Source organism: candidate division KSB1 bacterium (assembly GCA_022566355.1).
In the GTDB taxonomy this organism is placed as follows: Bacteria; Zhuqueibacterota; JdFR-76; order JdFR-76; family DREG01; genus JADFJB01.
On record JADFJB010000002.1, the window covers coordinates 1 to 20,931 of the forward strand.

Annotated in this window: 19 protein-coding genes; 1 reads left to right on the top strand and 18 read right to left on the bottom strand. The window is 39.6% G+C overall.

Going from position 1 to position 20,931, the window contains the following annotated elements; all coding sequences use genetic code 11:
* Nucleotides 1-186: 186 nt before the first annotated feature.
* From IIC38_00550 to acpS, 5 genes are read right to left on the bottom strand one after another with little or no spacing between them, the layout of a single operon-like run.
* A complete protein-coding gene (locus IIC38_00550) occupies nucleotides 187-537 on the bottom strand; it encodes a cupin domain-containing protein (GenBank protein MCH8124450.1) in 351 nt (116 codons plus the stop codon).
* Nucleotides 538-548: 11 nt separating this feature from the next.
* Nucleotides 549-1,784: a hypothetical protein gene (locus IIC38_00555; protein ID MCH8124451.1), complete on the bottom strand. Its 1,236-nt coding sequence runs from the start codon at nucleotides 1,782-1,784 to the stop codon at nucleotides 549-551.
* Nucleotide 1,785: 1 nt separating this feature from the next.
* A complete protein-coding gene (gene vanZ / locus IIC38_00560) occupies nucleotides 1,786-2,184 on the bottom strand; it encodes a VanZ family protein (protein MCH8124452.1) in 399 nt (132 codons plus the stop codon).
* A gap of 48 nt (nucleotides 2,185-2,232) precedes the next feature.
* Complete coding sequence (locus IIC38_00565; protein ID MCH8124453.1) at nucleotides 2,233-3,828, bottom strand: NAD(P)H-hydrate dehydratase; 1,596 nt, start codon at nucleotides 3,826-3,828, stop codon at nucleotides 2,233-2,235.
* Nucleotides 3,829-3,842: 14 nt separating this feature from the next.
* Nucleotides 3,843-4,211, bottom strand: coding sequence for a holo-ACP synthase (gene acpS / locus IIC38_00570; GenBank protein MCH8124454.1), 369 nt, complete (start codon nucleotides 4,209-4,211; stop codon nucleotides 3,843-3,845).
* Nucleotides 4,212-4,315: 104 nt separating this feature from the next.
* On the opposite strand from acpS, the gene IIC38_00575 reads away from it, so the two are divergent.
* Nucleotides 4,316-4,951 carry a sigma-70 family RNA polymerase sigma factor gene (locus IIC38_00575; protein MCH8124455.1) on the top strand — a complete coding sequence of 212 codons (636 nt, stop codon included), beginning with the start codon at nucleotides 4,316-4,318 and terminating at the stop codon, nucleotides 4,949-4,951.
* A 223-nt stretch (nucleotides 4,952-5,174) separates the two neighbouring features.
* Here the strand turns inward: IIC38_00575 and IIC38_00580 are convergent, their stop codons facing one another.
* The 13 genes from IIC38_00580 to rsmI all read right to left on the bottom strand — a co-directional run bounded on the left by IIC38_00580 (nucleotide 5,175) and on the right by rsmI (nucleotide 20,929).
* Nucleotides 5,175-7,769, bottom strand: a complete 2,595-nt coding sequence (locus tag IIC38_00580) for an LPS-assembly protein LptD (protein ID MCH8124456.1) — start codon at nucleotides 7,767-7,769, stop codon at nucleotides 5,175-5,177.
* 6 nt (nucleotides 7,770-7,775) lie between these two features.
* The gene (locus IIC38_00585) at nucleotides 7,776-8,732 is read right to left on the bottom strand and encodes an ROK family protein (protein ID MCH8124457.1); all 957 of its coding nucleotides are present in this window, start codon (nucleotides 8,730-8,732) and stop codon (nucleotides 7,776-7,778) included.
* Complete coding sequence (locus IIC38_00590) at nucleotides 8,716-10,068, bottom strand: replication-associated recombination protein A (protein ID MCH8124458.1); 1,353 nt, start codon at nucleotides 10,066-10,068, stop codon at nucleotides 8,716-8,718. The genes IIC38_00585 and IIC38_00590 overlap by 17 nt, the downstream gene beginning before the upstream one ends.
* A 193-nt stretch (nucleotides 10,069-10,261) precedes the next feature.
* Complete coding sequence (locus IIC38_00595; GenBank protein ID MCH8124459.1) at nucleotides 10,262-10,615, bottom strand: hypothetical protein; 354 nt, start codon at nucleotides 10,613-10,615, stop codon at nucleotides 10,262-10,264.
* A 15-nt stretch (nucleotides 10,616-10,630) separates the two neighbouring features.
* Complete coding sequence (locus IIC38_00600) at nucleotides 10,631-11,272, bottom strand: MtnX-like HAD-IB family phosphatase (protein MCH8124460.1); 642 nt, start codon at nucleotides 11,270-11,272, stop codon at nucleotides 10,631-10,633.
* Nucleotides 11,273-11,419: 147 nt separating this feature from the next.
* The gene (locus IIC38_00605) at nucleotides 11,420-14,134 is read right to left on the bottom strand and encodes a pyruvate, phosphate dikinase (GenBank protein ID MCH8124461.1); all 2,715 of its coding nucleotides are present in this window, start codon (nucleotides 14,132-14,134) and stop codon (nucleotides 11,420-11,422) included.
* 213 nt (nucleotides 14,135-14,347) lie between these two features.
* Nucleotides 14,348-16,024: a S41 family peptidase gene (locus IIC38_00610; protein MCH8124462.1), complete on the bottom strand. Its 1,677-nt coding sequence runs from the start codon at nucleotides 16,022-16,024 to the stop codon at nucleotides 14,348-14,350.
* Nucleotides 16,025-16,169: 145 nt separating this feature from the next.
* On the bottom strand, nucleotides 16,170-16,823 hold the full coding sequence (locus IIC38_00615) for a dTMP kinase (protein ID MCH8124463.1): 654 nt from the start codon (nucleotides 16,821-16,823) through the stop codon (nucleotides 16,170-16,172).
* A gap of 12 nt (nucleotides 16,824-16,835) precedes the next feature.
* Nucleotides 16,836-18,173 (bottom strand): MATE family efflux transporter, encoded by a 1,338-nt coding sequence (locus IIC38_00620; GenBank protein ID MCH8124464.1) that lies wholly within the window; start codon nucleotides 18,171-18,173, stop codon nucleotides 16,836-16,838.
* Nucleotides 18,174-18,217: 44 nt separating this feature from the next.
* Nucleotides 18,218-19,531, bottom strand: coding sequence for an inositol-3-phosphate synthase (locus IIC38_00625; GenBank protein ID MCH8124465.1), 1,314 nt, complete (start codon nucleotides 19,529-19,531; stop codon nucleotides 18,218-18,220).
* A 52-nt stretch (nucleotides 19,532-19,583) separates the two neighbouring features.
* Nucleotides 19,584-19,925, bottom strand: coding sequence for a hypothetical protein (locus IIC38_00630; GenBank protein ID MCH8124466.1), 342 nt, complete (start codon nucleotides 19,923-19,925; stop codon nucleotides 19,584-19,586).
* A gap of 6 nt (nucleotides 19,926-19,931) precedes the next feature.
* On the bottom strand, nucleotides 19,932-20,255 hold the full coding sequence (locus tag IIC38_00635; protein ID MCH8124467.1) for a CDP-alcohol phosphatidyltransferase family protein: 324 nt from the start codon (nucleotides 20,253-20,255) through the stop codon (nucleotides 19,932-19,934).
* The gene (gene rsmI, locus IIC38_00640; protein ID MCH8124468.1) at nucleotides 20,252-20,929 is read right to left on the bottom strand and encodes a 16S rRNA (cytidine(1402)-2'-O)-methyltransferase; all 678 of its coding nucleotides are present in this window, start codon (nucleotides 20,927-20,929) and stop codon (nucleotides 20,252-20,254) included. The genes IIC38_00635 and rsmI overlap by 4 nt, the downstream gene beginning before the upstream one ends.
* Between the last annotated feature and the right edge of the window lie 2 nt (nucleotides 20,930-20,931).

Below are 20,931 nucleotides of genomic sequence, written 5' to 3' on the forward strand. Positions count from 1 at the left end.
TTTTGGATTAAAGCTTGCAGGAGAGACAAGACCGGTTCTCGGACAACTTGATTTTTTATCGGGGATCTATGTGCGGACTGTGTAACAAGATTCCCGATAATCCCGCCCAGGCGGGACGGGAATGACAGTTTTAGAAATCAGTTATGAGGTTTGTGAATTATCCAGGTTAAATAATACTCTAGTTCTTTATTTTATGGTTTCCACATTGGGGATCAGGCAGATAAATTTAAATTTTTCAGAGCCGGTATTGCGAAATTGATGCTCTTCATTTGGAGAAACCAACACTACATCTCCAGGATTTAGCTCGTGCTTTTTGTCTTTCCCGATCAATTCACCTTTTCCTTCAAGTACCAGCACTTCATGTTCATAATCATGAAAATGATAGGGTGAACTTCCGTTTTCATCAACTTCAAATAATCGCATCCTGAAATTAGGTGCGCCATCTTCTTCAGAAAGCAACAGGCGCATTTTAACCTTCTCAGCGCCTTGCATATTTACTTCTCTCAAATTCACATTTTCCATTTTTTTTACCAGCATAAAATCCTCCATCATTCATTGTCTGTTTTTTGTGAAACTAAAAAGTCTCTAATTATATCCAACACTTCCAGTTTTTTTGATTTTGTTACTCCATGAATCTCAATGAATTTACTATGCCCTCCACCTTTAACCTCCATGCTTTGTTGAAGTGTGGATATAATTAGACGTAAATCCGGTGAATCTTCACGACTACATGCTACGATGACTATAACCGGATCCTGGTTTGTGTGAAATATGACGCTACCGAGAATTTCTTTACTAACAGCACGCGTCAGAAATTTTAGATCTTGAATACCTTTTTGCTCAAATCCCAATTGCAAAATATCTTCTTTTCTTTTGTGACATCGGGCAAGGATCTCTTTTGCCTCAAACAACAATAATTCTTCCCCCATTTTCCGAACCTGTTTCTCACGTTCGGCGAGGTTGGCTTTCAAAGCGATCACCTCGTCAGCCATTTCAGGATCGGTTAACGACAAGTTCTGGGCAATTTTTTGAGTCGTAATGACACGGTTTTGATAATCTTCCAGCGCCCTCCATCCCGCTTGAAATATAATCCGGATATTACCCCGGACTTTTTCCCAGGATAACATTTTGATCATTCCCACTTCGCCGGTGGTTTTAACATGGGTTCCTCCGCATGGATCCAAATCAAAATCTTTTATTGAAACAAGCCGAATGGGCCGATCCATTTTGGGTGGTAATTTACGGAGATTCAAAGACTCTAATTGATGATGTTGAACCCAGGTACTTTCAACCGATCTATTTTCAAAAACAATTCGATTTGAATACTCCTCTAACTCCAGGGCTTTTTCCCATGAAAATTCCTTTAATTTTACGTCGATAGTACTCTTTGTTTCACCAAGAGAGGATGATAGCGTATCGACACGGAAGCGCTCAAATGTCTGCGCTAAAATATGAAAAGCGGTATGTTGCTGCATAAAAACATAACGGCGATGCCAGTCTATTTTTCCGGTTATTTTATTCTCTTTGAGCGGAATTTCCATTAAATGAAGAACCATATCTCCTTCTTCCAGCACTTCCAACACAGGCTGATCATTCAATGTGCCCAAATCATGCATTTGACCACCCGAGGTAGGATAGAAAGCCGTTTGATCTAAAACGACAGCAAAGTGATCTCCCTTGCGAAATTGTTCAACCAGGTTGGCCTGAAACTTCGTTAAATAGCTGTCATCATAGTACAACCTATTTTCGATGGTACTGGCTGTTTCAAAATCTGCTTCTCTCAACTCAATCCTTTAGTTTCTTTGGATCCTTCGGAAAACCGAAAGATTTACTTTCTATTTTGTAGTAACGCCGGTAAACAATAACACCTAAAACAACCCCGATACAATCGGCAAACCAATCTAGCCATTCACTTGATCTGCCAAGAACAAATAATTGGTGGATTTCATCGGAGGCGCCATAGAGAATCCCTGAAATAATCGAAATTAAAAGAAGCTTTTTGGAAATGGACTCCATGCTGCCAAAATGTATTGCCCTGGCGGTTAACCAACCCAAAATAAAGAATTCAATGATGTGTAATACTTTGTCGCTTAATTTAACGCCAATTGCCGGTAAGCCGCCTTTAAATGATGAAAGATAATAAATAAAAACGGCATAGAAAATGACTGGAAAAACAAAGAACAAAACCTTAAAAATATTTCTTTTTTCGATTTCTGAAATTACTCCTTGTTGCTAATAAATACGTTCAATCTTCGGTCGCGAATACTTAGATACAAGATCTACTTCCTGGTTTTCCAAGTCTGCAAGAGTTTGAGAAACATTTTCCATAATATCTCCGGCGATGACTCCCCTTTGACCCGTTTGCCACGCCGCGCGATCTCCAGCCAATCCATGAAGATAGGCGCCCAATACTGCGGCATCTATGGCCGTCAATCCCTGGCCCAATAAACCCGCAATAATTCCAGTTAATACATCTCCGGCGCCGGCTGTTGCCATACCCGAATTTCCGGTAATATTGAAAAATATATTTCTATTTGAATCACCTATAATTGTCGGCGCTCCTTTTAATAGAAGAACCACTTGCCATTTTTTCGCAAATTCCCGCACAATTTCAACAGGAGCTTTGAGGATCTCTTCAGAAGAAATTTTACATAAGTGTGACAGCTCACCCACGTGTGGAGTTATGATTATATCACCTTCATAATCTTTGAATAAACTTATATCTTCTGCAATACTATTCAAGCCATCGGCATCAATTACAATAGGTAGCGATTGCTCTTTTAGCACACGATGCACAAAAACTATCGTTTCAGAATGGCTGGATAATCCGGGACCAAGCGCTAAAACACGGCTCCATTGCAATGCTTCATGTAGCGCATCATACGCATTGGCTGAAATACTGCCAGTTTCAGTTTCCGGTAACGGGACCGTCATAACTTCTTGCAATGCGGCTTCAAAGATAACGTTTAAACTCTTTGGACATCCCAGCATAACCATTCCGGCCCCTGATCTCAAGGCAGCCTTTGAGCACAGCATTGCCGCTCCTGTTAGCCCGGTAGATCCTGCCAAAACCAGTATTTTGCCGAATTGATTTTTATAGGCATTCTTAGGCCGGTCAGGAAGCATTATTCTATAATCACCTCTTTGAGGCAAAAATGCTTGAGCACCCAATTTTTCAAACGCAAAATCCGGGACATTCAAATCCGCGATAGCTAGCTCTCCGACAAATGTTTTTCCCGGATACAACAGCATTCCGGTTTTTACATTTCCCATTGTTACGGTTAAATTGGCTTCAACGCATTTACCCAGAATTTTGCCTGTATCGCAATCTAATCCCGTGGGCGCATCCACAGCCACAACGTCGCCTTTATGAGAATTTATTTTTTCAATTATATCCAAATAAATTCCCCGAATATCTCCTTTTAATCCTGTCCCCAATAACGCATCGATAAGGATATCATAAGATTGTAAATTCAAATTCGGATCCCAGGATAAAAGCTCGATAATGGGCAACCCTAACTTAACCGCGATGTCCAGGTTGATTTTCGCATCACCGGAAACTTCCGCTTTTTTACCGACCAGCCAAAAATGTGCGTTTGCTCCCATTCTGTTCAACTGTCTGCCAATCACAAATCCATCACCGCCGTTGTTACCCTTGCCGCAAAATATCCCAATGGATTTGCCAGCTATTGGATGAAACTTTTGTGCAATATGCTGGGCGGTTTTTAATCCTGCATTTTCCATTAAAATTAATCCGGGAATACCCAATGTATCGATAGCAAATTGATCGGCTTTACGCATTTGTTCAACAGAGAGTATATATTCCATGATTGTCTTATTTTTCAATCAATTATAACAAATGCAACGGCATATTGGTGGCAATGTGATAGTGACAGGTGAATGGTCGTTTCTCTCAATTCACTTTTTGTGTGAGAATTAAGACAGATTTGGGGGGTCCCGTTTTTTTTGTTAATGATTTCACAATCGTGCCATGGAATGGTTTGTTTCACTACCTGGTTTGCCGCTTTATAAAAAGCTTCTTTTGCTGCAAAACGGGCAGCCAATGAATTAACTCGATAGCTACCATCGGAAAGCCGGCAGTAGTCCAGTTCTCGTTCGGTATAAATCTTACACAAAAAACGCAGACCATATTTATCGGTCATCAACTGAATTCGCTCAATTTCTATTATATCAACTCCAATAGCCTTCAATTTATCTCCATAGGATTCGTAAAAAAAGGATAAGACAAAAGCTCAGTTTATGCAAGTAATTTGCTATAATACGCTTGATATAATCATGAATATACTTTATTTTAATGAAATTATTATCATTCAACTTTGAGCGTGTCGTGATTCAGGAAATTGATCGACTATTAATTCATAGAGTGCTGGCTGGCGAAGATCATGCATATGACGAACTCATGAAAAGATATCGTCAAAGCGTTTACAATCTGGTTTACCGAATGATCGAAAACCCGCAAGTTACAGAAGATATTGTTCAAGAGACATTTATCAAAGCCTATAATGCTTTGTCATCCTTTAACGAAGAATTTGCTTTTTCTACCTGGTTGTTTAAAATAGCGACCAATCATTGCATCGACACATTAAGGAAGAAGAAACTCCGCACCTATTCCCTTGATACACCCATCCAAACTAAGGATGGTACCGTGCAGCGAGATTATGCCGATGATAGCTATAGCCCGGAAAGTTTTACCATCGCTAGCGAACATACTTCCATCATATTAGATGCGGTGGAAGATTTACCGGAAAAATATAAAACCGTTATTAACATGCGGCACCGGGATGATAACTCTTACGAAGAAATTAGTGAAACTTTGCAAATTCCAATCGGAACTGTAAAGGCGAGAATTTTCCGAGCCCGGGAAATATTAAAAAGGATTTTAAAAGAAAAGGGCTACGTCCACCCTATACGGCAGGGTTCGGGGAAATAGTTGCAAGCTACATCCTCAAATTTTGCAGAACTCAATGATACCTATTAATGTATTTCTGCAGGCTCCTTGTTAAAAAACAGCAACTTCCATAATATTAAAAAATTAAAAATAGATTCCCTTCGACGGGTCCGGACACAGCTACCTGTATGACATTTATGGACTTTTTTTGATCTGTGATAATCCGTGTTCGTCTGTGGCTGAAGTGCTTCCACAAAATCCTCGATCATTGGTAGCCAAAAATCGTCGACCGGCCGCTGCGCTTTTCCAGCTTAATATCACTCAATAAACTGGACTTGATATTAATCTTGAAATAGAATCGTTTGTAGGGTCCGGTTGGTGTCCATGAAAAACTCGCCTCCCAGCAGTGCAGATCACGATAAATGGATATATCCTGAGCTACCATAATTTGTTTTTTAAGATCATATCTTGCATTATAATTAACACGCCAATTTTTTGTTAACTGCATGTTACCTCGCATATTCAGCCAAATTGTTTTTGTGGGAAAGTTCGGATTGAATTTTGAAACTTGATAGCTGAAAGAAAAATTGGCCTGCCATGGTGTTTTTCCTGCAGAACGCATCTCCCCCGCTTCTTCAAAGCGGTTTCTTGTGGGCTTTGATCGATCCAGTAAATCTCCTGCAACGGAATCAACTGTTGTTTCCGTTGCCTGTTTGCCAAAGCTAAATGTTTTATAGTCCAACCTTAATGAGGAAGAAATATTAAAATTCGTTAATCGCACCGGTTTCCAAGGATTCTCTTTGTACAAGAATTTATTGACCTGCCCAGTCGTTCCAAATTTGTAGAACGTGTGCCCCATACTCAATGTTAAATTAAATAATCGGCTGGGACTCACCCTGAGATTAGATGAAATACCAGACCACTTTAAAGAGTCCAATTTGAAATTGTGGCTCGTGGACAAACTATAGCTGAATAAATCAACCTTCTTTTCATTTTCCCCACTGCCGGTTTTCATTTGAAATAAGTTATTCAAACTCAAAGCAATACTTTTCTTTCCTCGAGATGGCGTAGAACCAAAGGCGCTGCCGCTAAACCGGTCTTTCCTAACAATGTTTCCCAATGTGTCCTGAATTTCCTGGTAATAACCATAATCCGGATCGGAAAAATCCGGTTGAAATTGAAAGGAAATACTGGGGGTCATAATATGTCGAATCGAAACACCTCCCAACCTACTGGTTTGGAACATACCATATAACTTGGTGTTTGCGCTTATACTGGTATTAAATGTTCGCCTGACTGAAAATCCGTTTTTATCACGAGACTTTATTGTATTGGTCTCTTCATCCAAAAAATACTCCTTTTTACGATCTTGCCAGATCTCTTCATACCTGAGGTTTTGAGAAAATGAGAAATATTTAAACAATCGCAATGGCGCCGAAAAACTGAGGTTATGCTCAACTCCCGCAAATTTGTTGATATTAAATGTGGTGTCAGTCTGAGTAAAAGAGGTATCGGTTTGAACGATGGTACTAGTCTTAATAGAACGAGTTTTTGATCGTCGGTTTAACATCTGGTTGTTGTAGGAAAAATAAATGTTCTCGAACCATCTCTTTTCATTTGAAGCGCTTGATGAATTCTTCTTTGACCGAAACAAATTGACCAACGGTTCTTGACCATGGCGAAAACTTACCTGGGGAAAAGTTTCGGTGAGATTATTTGTGTCCAAAAATTGGCTGCGGGATAAATTAACCGTCAGGCTGTTTCGGCTTTTAGGCCAACTCTTGGTTAGGGTTGCATTCGAACGGATTTGTCTCGTAAGCCTTTGCTCGCGATTAGCGCTGAATTCCTGGTAGTAACTCGCATCACTCACAAAAGAACCGCCGGCACTGATTCTCATTGTTGGCGAAATCGTTTGAGAGTGCCTGAAATTAACATCCCAGCGTCGCTCCTTTTGGGTATCACTTATATTCTTACGTACCATCGATCCGGATATGGACCCATTTAACAGATACCGTAGAGCATAATTTGTGGTTGAATGCAGCATGATACCGGTTTTTTCAAAAAAATCTACTTCCATTCTTGTATCCCAGTATTGACTTGCGGCCCAGTAATAACCAAGTCCACGAAGATATCTTCCCTCAAAAGAACTCTGGCCATAACGGGGAACCAATATTCCCGAATGCCTGCCTTTTTTATTAGGAAAGACACCATATGGCAAAGCAATCAAGGGAATTCCACGAAGATACAGCACTATCGGCTTCGCAATCACTCGGTCTTTAGGAATCATTTTCATCTTACTACTTTTAAAATAATAGTGCGGGTCCGGTAAACTGCAGGTACTAAATGTTCCACCCTTCACAAAAATTTCATCTCTCGAATTTAATTTCACTGTCGATCCGATATAATACCCCTCTTCAAATTTAGTACGGCCTTTTGTGATCCGACCCTTTTGGGTGATAAAATTATAGACTATCTTTTCGCCTGACATTTCCTGTCCATTATCAATAAATACCGGGTAGCCGACCCATTTAGGTTCGCTGCCATTTTTGCCATCGGTAGCCGTTGTGTCCAACATCGGTTCGGCAATCAGGGTGTTCAGCTTCCAATCGATTGTTATTAATCCTGCATTTAATTGCATCCCTTGGTACTTTACTTCAGCGTCGCCGGACAAGCGAGTAATTTTTGAACCCGCTTCAATATTGACATTATGCGCACGATAGTCAATGGTGGTATCGATATCCGGTTGTTCAGTAAATGTATAGTTGCGTAATGTATCAGGGGGTGTTTGCGCAGATAAAGAATCCCCGACCTGCAAAAGAATGAGTATAAACAAAAGAACAATGTAAAAGATCGATTTCATGATCGACTAATTTGTGAATACCATCGATCCTGCCCCGATAATTCCGGCATATTCTCCAAGTTCAGCTCTTCTAATTTCAACCATAGATTGTGGAATTGACATAGAATGTTTTTGTAGGGATTTTTTCATTGGATCAAACAATACCGAACCGGCATTGGAAATACCTCCTCCAATTGCTATCATATCCAGGTTTAATAAATTGATTACGGAACCCAAAGCAATCCCCAAATGCGTGCCTACATTATTCATGACTTGAATGCATAACTTATCACCGGCGTTTGCAAGATCCGATATTCTTTTCGGAGTCCATTCATCCTCAGGCAATTCATTCAATTTGGATTTTGGATTTTGCGAAATCATTTGGTTCGCTTGTTCCACAATCCATTTGGAACCAACATATCTTTCGATGCATCCATTTTGGCCGCACTTGCATTGGGGCCCATCAAAATTCACTGTGAAATGCCCAAATTCTCCAGCTATACCAATTGAACCATGGTAAATCTTCTTATTAAAAACCAATCCAGCTCCGACTCCTGTACCAAGAACTACCAGCATAAAATAATTTGAGTCGCGACCAGCTCCAAATAAACTCTCTGCAAATGCAGCAACCGTTCCATCATTGTCCACAAAAGTTGTTAAACCAAATTCTTTTTCTATGATTTCTTTTAAATTTTCCTTGTGCCAATTAGGAAAATTAGGGGGGTCATACACCTCCCCGGTTCCAACTTTTACCTGACCTGCGCATCCAATACCAATTCCGACAATGTTATTATTAAGATCCAGGAGTTTCTTTATTTCCAATTTTAAATTTCGGATTATTTGTTTTGGGCCTTTTCTTGCTTCGGTATCCCTGTAGGATAAATGTTCATATTCGCCAGATTCCATAACAATCGCTGTCTTTAAATTTGTGCCACCAATGTCAACGCCAATAGATTTCTTCAATATTCTACTTTTCTCCCGCATTCTTGTTTCTTCGTTTTTGCCAAAGATGTATTAAATATTCGTTTACCTGCTTTTCATAACCATTGTTGGAGGGGTGATAATAAATTCTATCTGCAAGTTCCTTCGGTAGATATTCCTGGTTAGTAAAATTATTTTCAAAATTGTGAGGATATTTATAATCTTCTCCATAACCGGCTGTTTTCATCAGGGGTGTCGGTGCATTCCGTAAATGTAACGGAACTGCCAATTGCTTATGGGTTTTTACATCTTCCAGTGCTCTCTGAATGGCTAAATAAGAAGCATTACTCTTCGGTGCCGATGCCAGATAAGTTGCCACCTGGGCAAGCACCAATTTAGCCTCAGGCATTCCTATGTAAGTGACGGCTGTAAATCCCGAAGTAGCAACCACGATCGCCTGGGGATCAGCGTTACCAATATCTTCAGATGCTAGAATGATCATTCGCCGTGCGATAAATTCTGGTTTCTCCCCGGCATCAATCATTCGCGCCAACCAATGGAGCGCGGCGTCGGGATCAGAGCCACGGACACTTTTAATAAATGCAGAAATGACATCATAATGATAATCTGCATTTTTATCGTAATATAATGACCGGCTTTGAAAAGCTTGCTGCAGTATTTCATTCGTTATTTTAACTTCATTTCCATCACTTTTTCCACCCATGGAAACAGCCAATTCAAGAGCGCTTAGTGCGACTCTTGCATCTCCGGATGACATCCGGATCAATAGTTCGATGCTGCTATCCGAAAAATCAATTTGAAGCTTGTTCAATGTTTGATCTGATGATAAGGCATTGTCAATAATCTCCCGGATTTCATCTGCTTCCAGTTGAAATATTTGGAAAACCCGGCAACGAGATAAAAGCGGTGAATTCACTTCGAATGATGGATTTTCAGTCGTCGCCCCAATTAAAATGATCGTACCGTCTTCAACTTCATGCAATAAAACATCTTGCTGCGCTTTGTTGAAACGATGGATTTCATCTATAAAAAGAATGGATCTCTTTTGCAATCGGTTTAAGTTGATTCTGGCCTGCTCCAATACTTTGCGAACCTCTTTTACCCCAGCAGCAACTGCGCTTAAGGAATAAAACGAGCTTTGGGTTTCGTTTGCGATTACTCTTGCCAGGGTGGTTTTCCCGACACCTGGCGGCCCCCAAAAAATCATAGAAAACAATTGATCACTCTTTATTGCTTTGTAGAGAATTTTATCTTCACCTAAAATGTGCTTTTGTCCGACAATCTGATTTAAATTTTGCGGACGGACACGATCTGCCAACGGCCCGGTTGGCTTTTTAGACGAATCTTGAGGATCTTGTTTTTCAAACAAATCTTGCATAAATCTCCTAAAAAGTATCGCTAACCTATTATTTTAATTTGGCTTAATTTAATTGAATTCGCTAGGAAATTCAATAGAAAGCGGGAGCCGCTGGCAGGACATCAAGAGGATAAATTATACTATAAAGAAAAAGCGGCTGATAAAATTAAGTATCAACCGCTTTTTAATAACTAAAGAACTATATATAAGCGAACTAGGACTTGGTTACATCTTCCTCTGCAACAATCACTTCTTCAACTTTTACATCCTTTTTGCCAACCTCTTCAAGCGCTTGTTCTTTTGTTTTTAATTCATCTTTCAGGGAATTGATATCCGTAATCAGTTCCTTTACGCTTTCATCTTTTTCCAATTCGGAGACTTTACCTTCTGTTGTTTTCCCATAAACATATTTGCCAAGCTCTTTGAACTTACCATCAGTTTTTCTTTTCAATCCGGATATGGCCAATTTTAACTTGCTAATTGCTGTGAATTCTTTGGTTTTTTCCGTTGCAAATGTAATCGAATCCTCAACCCCTTTTTTAATATCTTCCCAAACTTTTGCAGCCATTTTTAACCTCCTTTTTTAAGATTTACTTTTTTTATTAAATTGATCAATGATATCAGAAAAATTTCGGAATTCAATAAACTCAATTTCGTTTTTTAAACAATGTTTAGCAAGGTCATTTTTGGCAAAAATTATATCGGCTTCCTTTATTGCACAAACATCTGATAATCCATCTCCTATCAGTATCAATTCATCACCCGGTTCCTTAAACCGGCGAAGATGGTATCCCTTGCAATTAGCACATTTACCACATGACCATTCATAATAAGGAAACTCCGCTTTTAATTTACCATTACTCCAAAATAATTTATTGGAGTATACGGTTAAGTAGTTTAATTCGTTTCGTAATAATAATGGTTGTATATAAAAATCCATCCCATCACTAACAATGCTTACCTGATCTGAACCGGCTTCACATTGTTTGACAAAATCGAAAAAAAACGGATCGATTCTTTGACTGTTTATGAATTCATACAATTGATGCCGGGAAATATTTAACTGCGCAACCGAATGGAGGTACATCTCCTTAGAATCTATCTTGCCTTCTTTCCATAAATCGACAAAACTTTTGGCTTTCCCGTTTGTGAATTTGGTAAAGAACTCGTTTCCTACATCATTGAGGCTAATCGTGCCATCAAAATCGCAGAATACTTTAAACATATCCTGCGACTTTGCTCCCTTCGGTTTCTTGCTGGGGGAAATTGTAATAACTATAAATATTTCGGATCGTCACAAACTTCCTTTAGTTGTTTTATGCTGTCTTTTCAGAACTTGGAAAATATTTTTATCTCATCGCAAAAAAGACAACTATTTCTCTTTTAAAACCGCTTGTGCAGCGGCTAACCTGGCAATTGGCACCCTGTATGGTGAACAGCTAACATAATTCATTCCCACTTTGTGGCAGAATTCAACGGATTTCGGCTCTCCTCCGTGTTCTCCGCATATTCCGATTTTAAGATCCGGTTTAGTAGATCTACCTTTTTCCACACCCATCTTGACAAGCTGTCCGACTCCTTCCTGATCTAATACCTGGAACGGATCTTCCGGAAGAATATTCATCTCTTGATACGCTGCCAAAAACTTTCCTGCGTCATCCCTGCTGTATCCATAAGTAAGCTGGGTTAAATCGTTGGTACCAAAAGAAAAGAAATCGGCAACTTCGGCAATCTTGTCTGCGATAAGAACCGCTCGGGGAATTTCAATCATTGTTCCAATTGAATAATCGACTTCTATGCCGTATTCTTCTTGAACCCTTTTGGCAACTTTCTCAATAATTTCCCGCTGGTGGATCAATTCTTCTTTGGTTCCAATGAGGGGGATCATAATTTCCGGGTAAACGTTGATCCCTTCTTTTACCAATTCACAAGTTGCTGCAATGATTGCATGAGCTTGCATTTCGGTTATTTCCGGGTAAACAATGCCCAGGCGGCAACCGCGATGGCCTAACATCGGATTGAACTCGCTTAGGCTTTCAACTTTGTTCCTCACATCTTCCAAAGAAATACCCATTTCATCGGCCATCTCTTGCTGTTGCTTTTCTTCGTGAGGTAAAAATTCATGCAACGGTGGATCAAGAGTACGAATGGTTACCGGTAAATCTTTCATAACTTTTAGGATTTCGTAAAAATCGCCTTTTTGCATGGGAAGCAGTTTGTCGAGCGCAGAGCGACGACCCGCTTCATCATCAGCTAAAATCATTTCCCGCACCGCTTTTATACGATCCCCTTCAAAAAACATGTGCTCTGTTCGACAAAGTCCAATTCCTTCCGCACCGAAATTCCGGGCCACTTTGGAATCATGTGGCGTATCTGCATTGGTGCGAACATTCAATTTGCGGATGCCATCTGCCCATTCCATCAACCTGCCAAAATTTCCGGATAGCTGGGATTCGATCGTTGCTACCTCTCCCGTCATAACCTCACCCGTCGTTCCATTTAAAGAAATATTATCGCCCTCTTTAATTACGAGATCTCCAATTCGGATTTCTCGATTCGAGTAGCTTATATTCAAAGTGCCAACACCTGCAACACAACAAGTACCCATTCCACGCGCTACAACCGCGGCATGAGAAGTCATGCCACCTCGGGAGGTTAAAATTCCATTAGCTACATGCATTCCCCCAATATCCTCCGGTGAGGTTTCGATTCGGACCAGGATGACTTTTTCTCCTCGTTCCACCCACACCTCCGCCTCATCGGCATGAAATACAACCCTACCCGTTGCAGCACCTGGCGATGCCGGTAATCCTTTAGCAACTACATTTTTTTTCGCTTCAGGATCAAATTGCGGGTGCAGCAGATGTTCGAGTTGATTCGGGTTAATTCTCAGTACCGCTTCATCGCGAGTGATTAATCCTTCATCTACCATTTCCACTGCGATTCGAACAGCTGCTTCTGCTGTTCTTTTGCCATTCCTGGTTTGAAGCATCCACAATTTGTTTCGTTGAATTGTAAACTCAATATCTTGCATATCCCGGTAATGATGATCCAGTTTTTTGTATATTCCAACCAATTCCTGATATGCTTCAGGCATATATTCTTCTAATGATAAAGCTTTTTCTTTCCTGACCTCTTCCGGCATATCGCATTGAATAGCTGTTAGTTGACTATGCTTTTGGGTGATTTGTTGAGGTGTTCGAGTTCCCGCAACAACATCTTCACCCTGTGCATTTATTAAATACTCTCCAAAAAACACATTCTCGCCTGTAGCCGGGTCACGAGTAAAGGCAACGCCGGTTGCACAATCATCACCCATATTTCCAAAAACCATCGCCTGAACATTTATGGCTGTTCCCCAATCTGCTGGGATTCCATTCAGTTTTCGATAAGTGATCGCTCTTTGGTTCATCCAGGAATTAAATACAGCGCCGATAGACCCCCATAACTGTTCCCAGGGATCTGTTGGGAAATCGGCTCCTTTCTTTTCTTTAATCAACATTTTAAAAAGGGTAACCAATTCCTTTACGTCAGCTGCTATGAGATCCGCATCTAGTTTAACGCCCCGAACAGCCTTCATTTCATCGATAATAACTTCAAACGGATCCTCTGCTTCTTTTGATTCCGGCTTCAAATCCATAACGACATCGCCATACATCTGAACAAATCGACGATAAGAATCCCAGGCATAGCGTTCGTTGTTAGATTGTTTAATAATCCCCTGAACGCTTACATCATTTAAGCCGAGGTTAAGGACAGTGTCCATCATCCCCGGCATCGAAGCCCGAGCGCCTGACCTGACCGATAGCAAAAGCGGGTTGGTCGAATCATTAAATTTAGCGCCCATACTATTTTCAACTTCAGAAATAGCTTCTTTAACCTGGGCTTCTAATTCCTGGGGATATTTATGGTCATTTGCATAGTACCTTTTGCAAACTTCGGTTGTAATTGTAAAACCAGCGGGAACCCGAATTCCCAGGTTGCTCATTTCAGCTAAGTTTGCTCCTTTTCCTCCCAACAAATGTTTCATTTCAGATTTGCCTTCAGCTTTGCCATCGCCAAAGGAGTATACCATTTTAATAGACATCAATTGCTCCTTAACTTATTATCATTCGAATATAAAACTTTAATTAAAGACAGCGGAATCTTTACTAAACTCTTACTAAAAAAGAAATTTATCTACTTTAACTCAACTCCTGCAATCCCCTGAAAATCACTTTTTACATCCCTTACAATATGTTACCCAAAACCAATTTTAAGACGGTCGTTTGAAGAGGAAATCTGAAACTAAAGGACGTATCTATTTTCCAAGTTTCATTGAATATTCTGTAGGATTGGTTAGAACTTCAAATGCGGTTTGGAAAATATGGTCTTCTTGAAGATTAGATTCAACCTGACCGCGCGACCCATTTAACTTTGCGGCAATCTCTTTTCTTAGATTCTTTTGGATAAAGTCTCTGTGTGCTTCAAATTGATTGTTTTTGATTTGATTTAACGATTCGCGTATTGAGATCAGTTGATCCTCAAGTCCCGCGAAATTATTTTCTGCAATTATTTTTTCAAGGTTTTTAATTTCTTCTTCTCCCTCCAGATCGAAGGTGAATTCATTTTCTTCTATATATTTTCTAAATTCAGCCAATAATTGATCACTTATGCCCGGCGTTTTAGTAAAACTTCCGGAGTATGAAATGGCAAAATTAAAAAACATGGATTGTCGAATTAGGGCTCTTTCATAACTGGATAATATTTCGGGGTCAAATTCTATATCCGGTTTTATACCTCCGCCGCCATATACGATCCTTCCAGATTTAGTGCGGTATTCTTTTCTATTTGTTTTTGAAGAATCAGAAATTAGTTCGGAATCCTGATTTCTAAATATGTGGCTGTCTCTATTTAAACGGGACAGCTTCTGAATCAATCTACCGCTGGGAACGTAATATTTTGCAGTTGTAAGTCGAAGTGCCGTGTTTCGAGAAAAAGGAACAACTGTTTGCACTAAACCTTTACCAAAAGTTCTTGACCCAATGATTAATCCACGATCCAAATCTTGAATGGCGCCTGCAACAATTTCTGAAGCTGACGCTGAAAATCCATTCACCAGGACAACCATAGGCAAATCCGGTAGAACGGGCTCGTTTGGCGAATGATATTTCATATTCGATCGTTCCGAGCGGCCTTTTGTATAAACAACAAGCTCTCCTTTTGGTAAGAACAGGTCTGCTACATTAACAGCAGAATTCAGAAGTCCACCAGGATTATTCCTTAAGTCTAAAATTAATCCTTTCATGTTTTTGGCTTTAAGTTCCTTCAAAGCTTCTTCAAGCTGATCGGCAGCATACTTGGAGAACCGGGTTAAACGGATATAACCGATGTCATCTTTTATAATGTCAGCATAGGAAACGTCATGAACGACAATCATGGCTCGTACCAATCTAAATTCAAGAATGTCTGCCTCTCCAGATCGCTTGGCTTTTAATCTTACAGATGTACCAGGCTTTCCCCGTAACAATTGTGCAATTTCAGAAAGAGAACGATCTTCTGTGTTCTTTCCATCAACTTCAATAAGTACATCTCCTTCATGAATATTTGCTTTCCCTGCAGGATCGTCTTCATATGGCGGTTCAACAACAACTGTTAATCTCCCTCTTTTGCTTATCGTCATTCCCACACCGCCGTATTTTCCTTCGGTTACGGTACGGAGATTGTCATTTTCTTCCTGTTCCACAAAATTTGTATACGGATCGAGCCGACTGGTCATCCCTTCAATACCGGCTCTTATGAAAGCTTCCGGATCAACCTCCTCGACGTAGCGGAATGATATCTCCTCATAAATACGCTTGAAAAGCGTCATGTTTTTCTTGAGTGTCACATAGAGATCGGGATCCATGGTGGTCGAAGAATTTGCCAGCCAACCACTGAAGGTAATTGCAACTAAAATTAGAACGATGATAACATAAGGTTGAGTTTTTTTACTCATAATTCCTCCGACAGTATTTCGAAAAATAAGGTTCGTTTAATCATTGCTTGAACGAAAACTCGAATAACAGTGTCCCTATTGCAAATTAATTCCAGCTAAAAACATGCGAGAATGACAGATAGGTTCTTTTCGACCAAACACTAATTTAAAAGTTTTTTTTTAAATCTGTTTTTATAAGTTGCCAAATCTTTTTTGAAATTTCCTCTATTTTATCATTTCCATTAATTATTTTTACCCGGTCCGGCTCATCTACGGCAAGTTGTAAATATCCTGCCCGTACTTTTTGATGAAATGACAGCTTTTCATTCTCCAACCGATCACGATTAAAACCCGCTTTTCGCTGACGATCTGCAGCCATTTGTGGCTCCACATCGATAATTAAAGTAATCTTGGGTTTTACACCATGTGTTGCAATGTGATTTGCCATTTTGATTTTGTCAAGTTCAATGCTTCTTCCATAGCCTTGATAAGCTACTGTCGAATCATAAAACCGATCACAAATTACGATTGAACCACGATTAAGTTCTGGAATGATTTTTTCTACGATTAACTGAGATCGTGCAGCAGAGTATAATAGTAGTTCCGTGTAGGAATTCATCATCGTTAATGATCGGTCCAATAAAATTTCTCGAATAAGTTCTGAAATTTTTGATCCTCCCGGTTCTCGAAACAGATATACCGGGCAATTCTTTACAGTATAGCTTTCTTTTGTTTTTTTGTACAATAATTCAGACTGAACGGATTTTCCGCTGAAATCAATTCCTTCAAAACTAATCAATAGTCCTTTACCCGGTTTCATACAGCCTTCCCGTTATAAATCAATCAATTTCCACTTGCCCCCATGAAAACGCCAATAGTTCAACAATACTCTCATCATTTCATCAATACTCAAAACAATCCAAATGCCTCCCAACGAAAAGCTGAAAATAAATGCAACAACCCATGTTGCGCCAATTTCTATGACGATCACAGAAATCATTGAAAGAAACATCAACCATTTAAGATCACCTGCGCCCCGAAGATTTCCACCCATAACCGTATTCAATGCCTTTGGGATTTGAATCAAAGCAAAAATTACGATAATACTCATTGCCATTTGAATAACTGTAGGGTCATCTGTAAAAATTTTGATGAGCGAATCGTTTAAAAATATGATACAAGAAACAATCAAAAGAACAAAAACTAAAGTCACGTAGACCGCTGTTTTACCGGTTTGCTCTGCACGTTGGTGTTCATTCGCGCCAATGTTCTGACCCACCAAGGTCATGGCGCCTAAACTGAATCCCATAAAAACCATGGACAGAACTGCTTGTATTCGCATAAATACTTGATGGACTGCTAGAAATAAAATTCCTAATCTAGCAACATAAAACGTGATAACTATTTGGCCAATTGCCCAGGATAATTGTTCAACAGTTGTTGGTAAACCAATTTTAAAGAGCCTTTTAAAACTCTTAAGATTCGGTGTTGTAATTTCCCGAAACGAAAGAAATAGCCGGCTTTTTCTTGATCGTAATATATATATCGTGAGAAAAAAGCCTATTGAGTGAGAAATACCCACAGAATAGGCTGCCCCACGAACCTCCATTCGAGGAAACCCCAATAAACCAAATATTAAGATTGGCGCCAAAATTAGGTTAAGCGTATTGATGATTAAATTCAAAAACATAGAAATTTTCGTGTCCCCGGCTCCTCGAATAATTCCGACAGCAATAAAATTTGTGACAATCAGAGGGGCAAATACTGAAAGAATTTGCAGGTACTGAACTCCGGCCTGCTGGGCGATAGGTTCGCTTTCGCGAATTAACTTAAATAGTAATGTTGCGCCGAAGTACCATGTGAGTCCCGTTAATATCGAAATAATGATGCCCATTAAAAGAGCCTGGGCCATTATGTGGTTGGCTTCCCAAGTATTGTTCGCCCCTAAATGACGATTGATGATAATAGAGCTACCCACAACGAAAGTCAAAAGAAGTGTGAAAAATAATATGATGATCTGGATGGCCATCCCGACACCGGCGAAGGCAGCTGCACTAATCATACCCACCAGAATAGCTTCGATTGTCCACATGATTGTTTGTGAAGATAAATCGACAATCGCAGGCAACGAAGTTTTTAGTATGTCCTTTAGTGGTGAGCTAGTTCTCATTGGTTAATGAGGTAGAGGAAATATGTTGATGGATTATAATCAAATTATTGGTAATAATCTAAGCCAAGATGCGTAATTTGTTCTTCGCCCATTAAATACCTGAGAGTATTTTTCAATTTCATATGCTGTATAAAAAGATCGTGTTCCGGGTATAAGTCGGGTAAACACATCGGACTTTTGAGATAAAATGACAGCCATTCTTGAATCCCTTTCATACCTGCCCTTTGTGCTAAATTCATAAAAAGGACAAGGTCCAAAACTATCGGCGCTGCCAAAATGCTATCCCGACAAAGGAAATTTATCTTGATTTGCATAGGATATCCCATCCAGCCAAAAATGTCTATATTATCCCACCCTTCCTTATTATCCCCCCGGGGGGGATAATAATTTATACGAACTTTATGATAAAAATCTTTGTACAGATCCGGGTATATATCCGGTTGAAAAATATATTCAAGGACGGAGAGCTTACTTTCTTCTTTGGTTTTAAACGACTCCGGATCGTCTAAAACTTCACCGTCCCGGTTGCCAAGAAGATTGGTTGAAAACCACCCGGATAATCCAAGTAATCTGGCTTTAAGGCCTGGTGCTAAAATTGTTTTCATAAGGGTTTGACCGGTCTTAAAATCTTTTCCTGCAATAGGAACATTTTTCATGTCGGCAAGCTGGATCATTGCAGGAAAATCTACCGATAAATTCGGCGCGCCATTAATAAACGGAATCCCACATTGCAGCGCTGCATAAGCATAAAGCATACTTGGAGCAATTTCAGGATGGTTTGCATCTATAGCTTTTTCGAAAGTATCCATTGATTGGTGAATTTCGCCAGTCTTGATGAAAATTTCGGTACTGGCGCACCAGATCATCACAACATCTCTTAGTTGGTACATTTCCTTAAACGATTGAATATCATCCATCAATTGGTTGGCTAAATCTCGTTTGGAATTTCCTGTCTTTACATGAGTTCCAGATAATTTTTTAACATACTCCTGGTTAAAAACAGCCTTTTGCGGCTTCATGGATTCGAGCTCGTCTTTGACAGAATCCAAATGATGACGTTCCAATACACCCGCTTTTAAAGCAGCTTGATATGCATTATCTTCGAAAATATCCCAAGAGGTAATGACTAAATCATCAAGGTTATATAATGGAACCAACTCTTTTATGAGCGGGTTTTTGTGTTCGGTTCGTTTTCCTAACCGAATGGCGCCCATTTGGGTAAGTGATCCTATCGGTTTGGCTAACCCTTTTTTTATGGTCTCAACACCTGCGATAAAAGTGGTACTGACTGCCCCTAATCCTACCAACATAATCCCAAGCTTACCTTCAACGGGTTTAATATCAGCCCTATTTGTCATCTCAACCTCATCAATTGTTCTTCAAAATTCTTCTTTTCGGCTAAAAACCACATTAACCCATTTTGTCAAATTCATCAATGATTTCATCTTTCTTTCCGTTTTCCTTGCTATAAATGAAGTATATTCTCTGGATAGCCGTGACATTTGTCATTATCGCAAGTATGACCATTCCTACTGACAATGCATATACATGAATGAGCGCCGCCGCACCCATTGTGATTATTCTTTCTGGCCTTTGGAAAATTCCAACTTTGCAAGAAAACCCCAATCCTTCAGCTCGTGCCCGAACATAACTAACCATCACAGACCCACCCAAAGCAATACAACTTGCTATAGATGATTTAAACATATCTTGAGAAATGAAATAATATGCAATACCAAAATAAACAATCATTTCTGCCTATCTATCCAGCGTCGAGTCATACAATGCCCCAAAGCGAGTTACCTGGTTTGATGCACGCGCTATTTTCCCATCCAGAATATCGAATATTCCCGAAAGAAAAACAAAAACGGCTCCCAATCTGAGGGAACCCGTCGCAAAAAAATAACCGGAAAACATACTAATACTAAACCCAACGGTTGTAAAAGCATTCGGATTAATATTTAATCGGACAAGAAAATTGCCTAGTGGTTCAATTATCTTTAGAAATGTGGTCTTCATCGAATCCCAAACATTTTTTATCGAAACCATTTTATCCTTTTCCACCACTAAACCCATCTTCATTTTGACATTCCTTGAACAACTAAAACGAACTCGCCTTTATTAATCCTCTGCTCGTATGTTTGAATTGCTTTTTCTATAGTTGTTCGATTTATCTCTTCATACAATTTAGTTAATTCCCGGGCAATAACTAAGTCACGATTGCCCAAATATTCAAATAATTCTTTTAACGTTTTCAATAACCGATGGCGAGATTCAAATAATACAATTGTCCGTTTTTCCTCACTCAATTGAACCAGTCTTGATCTACGCCCTTTTTTCACCGGTAGAAATCCTTCAAACACAAATCGATTTGTAGGCAATCCGGAAACTACTAATGCAGCAAGTAGAGCTGATGCGCCTGGAGCCGGAATTATCGGTATGTTTTTCTCAATTGCTTGATTTACAAGATAATACGCTGGATCTGAAATTCCAGGTGTACCGGCGTCAGTGATTACTGCAATATTCTCATTGTTCATAAGCTTCTTAATAATAATCGGCGTTTTCTTGGCCTGGTTATAAGAATGAAAACTTGTAACTTTCGTCGAGATCTTATAATGATTTAAAAGCACTCGACTGGTTCTTGTATCTTCTGCAGCAATCAAATCAACTTTTGAAAGAACATCACATGCGCGATATGTAATATCACCTAAATTCCCGATTGGCGTACTAACAATATAGAGAGTCCCGGTTTCCATCT

Excerpts from the sequence above, each read along its gene's own strand:
- IIC38_00550 (MCH8124450.1), bottom strand. The coding sequence starts at position 537 with ATGCTGGTAAAAAAAATGGAAAATGTGAATTTGAGAGAAGTAAATATG.
- IIC38_00565 (MCH8124453.1), bottom strand. The coding sequence starts at position 3,828 with ATGGAATATATACTCTCTGTTGAACAAATGCGTAAAGCCGATCAATTT.
- IIC38_00575 (MCH8124455.1), top strand. The coding sequence starts at position 4,316 with ATGAAATTATTATCATTCAACTTTGAGCGTGTCGTGATTCAGGAAATT.
- IIC38_00580 (MCH8124456.1), bottom strand. The coding sequence starts at position 7,769 with ATGAAATCGATCTTTTACATTGTTCTTTTGTTTATACTCATTCTTTTG.
- IIC38_00585 (MCH8124457.1), bottom strand. The coding sequence starts at position 8,732 with ATGCGGGAGAAAAGTAGAATATTGAAGAAATCTATTGGCGTTGACATT.
- IIC38_00590 (MCH8124458.1), bottom strand. The coding sequence starts at position 10,068 with ATGCAAGATTTGTTTGAAAAACAAGATCCTCAAGATTCGTCTAAAAAG.
- IIC38_00595 (MCH8124459.1), bottom strand. The coding sequence starts at position 10,615 with ATGGCTGCAAAAGTTTGGGAAGATATTAAAAAAGGGGTTGAGGATTCG.
- IIC38_00600 (MCH8124460.1), bottom strand. The coding sequence starts at position 11,272 with ATGTTTAAAGTATTCTGCGATTTTGATGGCACGATTAGCCTCAATGAT.
- IIC38_00605 (MCH8124461.1), bottom strand. The coding sequence starts at position 14,134 with ATGTCTATTAAAATGGTATACTCCTTTGGCGATGGCAAAGCTGAAGGC.
- IIC38_00610 (MCH8124462.1), bottom strand. The coding sequence starts at position 16,024 with ATGAGTAAAAAAACTCAACCTTATGTTATCATCGTTCTAATTTTAGTT.
- IIC38_00615 (MCH8124463.1), bottom strand. The coding sequence starts at position 16,823 with ATGAAACCGGGTAAAGGACTATTGATTAGTTTTGAAGGAATTGATTTC.
- IIC38_00620 (MCH8124464.1), bottom strand. The coding sequence starts at position 18,173 with ATGAGAACTAGCTCACCACTAAAGGACATACTAAAAACTTCGTTGCCT.
- IIC38_00625 (MCH8124465.1), bottom strand. The coding sequence starts at position 19,531 with ATGACAAATAGGGCTGATATTAAACCCGTTGAAGGTAAGCTTGGGATT.
- IIC38_00630 (MCH8124466.1), bottom strand. The coding sequence starts at position 19,925 with ATGATTGTTTATTTTGGTATTGCATATTATTTCATTTCTCAAGATATG.
- IIC38_00635 (MCH8124467.1), bottom strand. The coding sequence starts at position 20,255 with ATGAAGATGGGTTTAGTGGTGGAAAAGGATAAAATGGTTTCGATAAAA.
- rsmI (MCH8124468.1), bottom strand. The coding sequence starts at position 20,929 with ATGGAAACCGGGACTCTCTATATTGTTAGTACGCCAATCGGGAATTTA.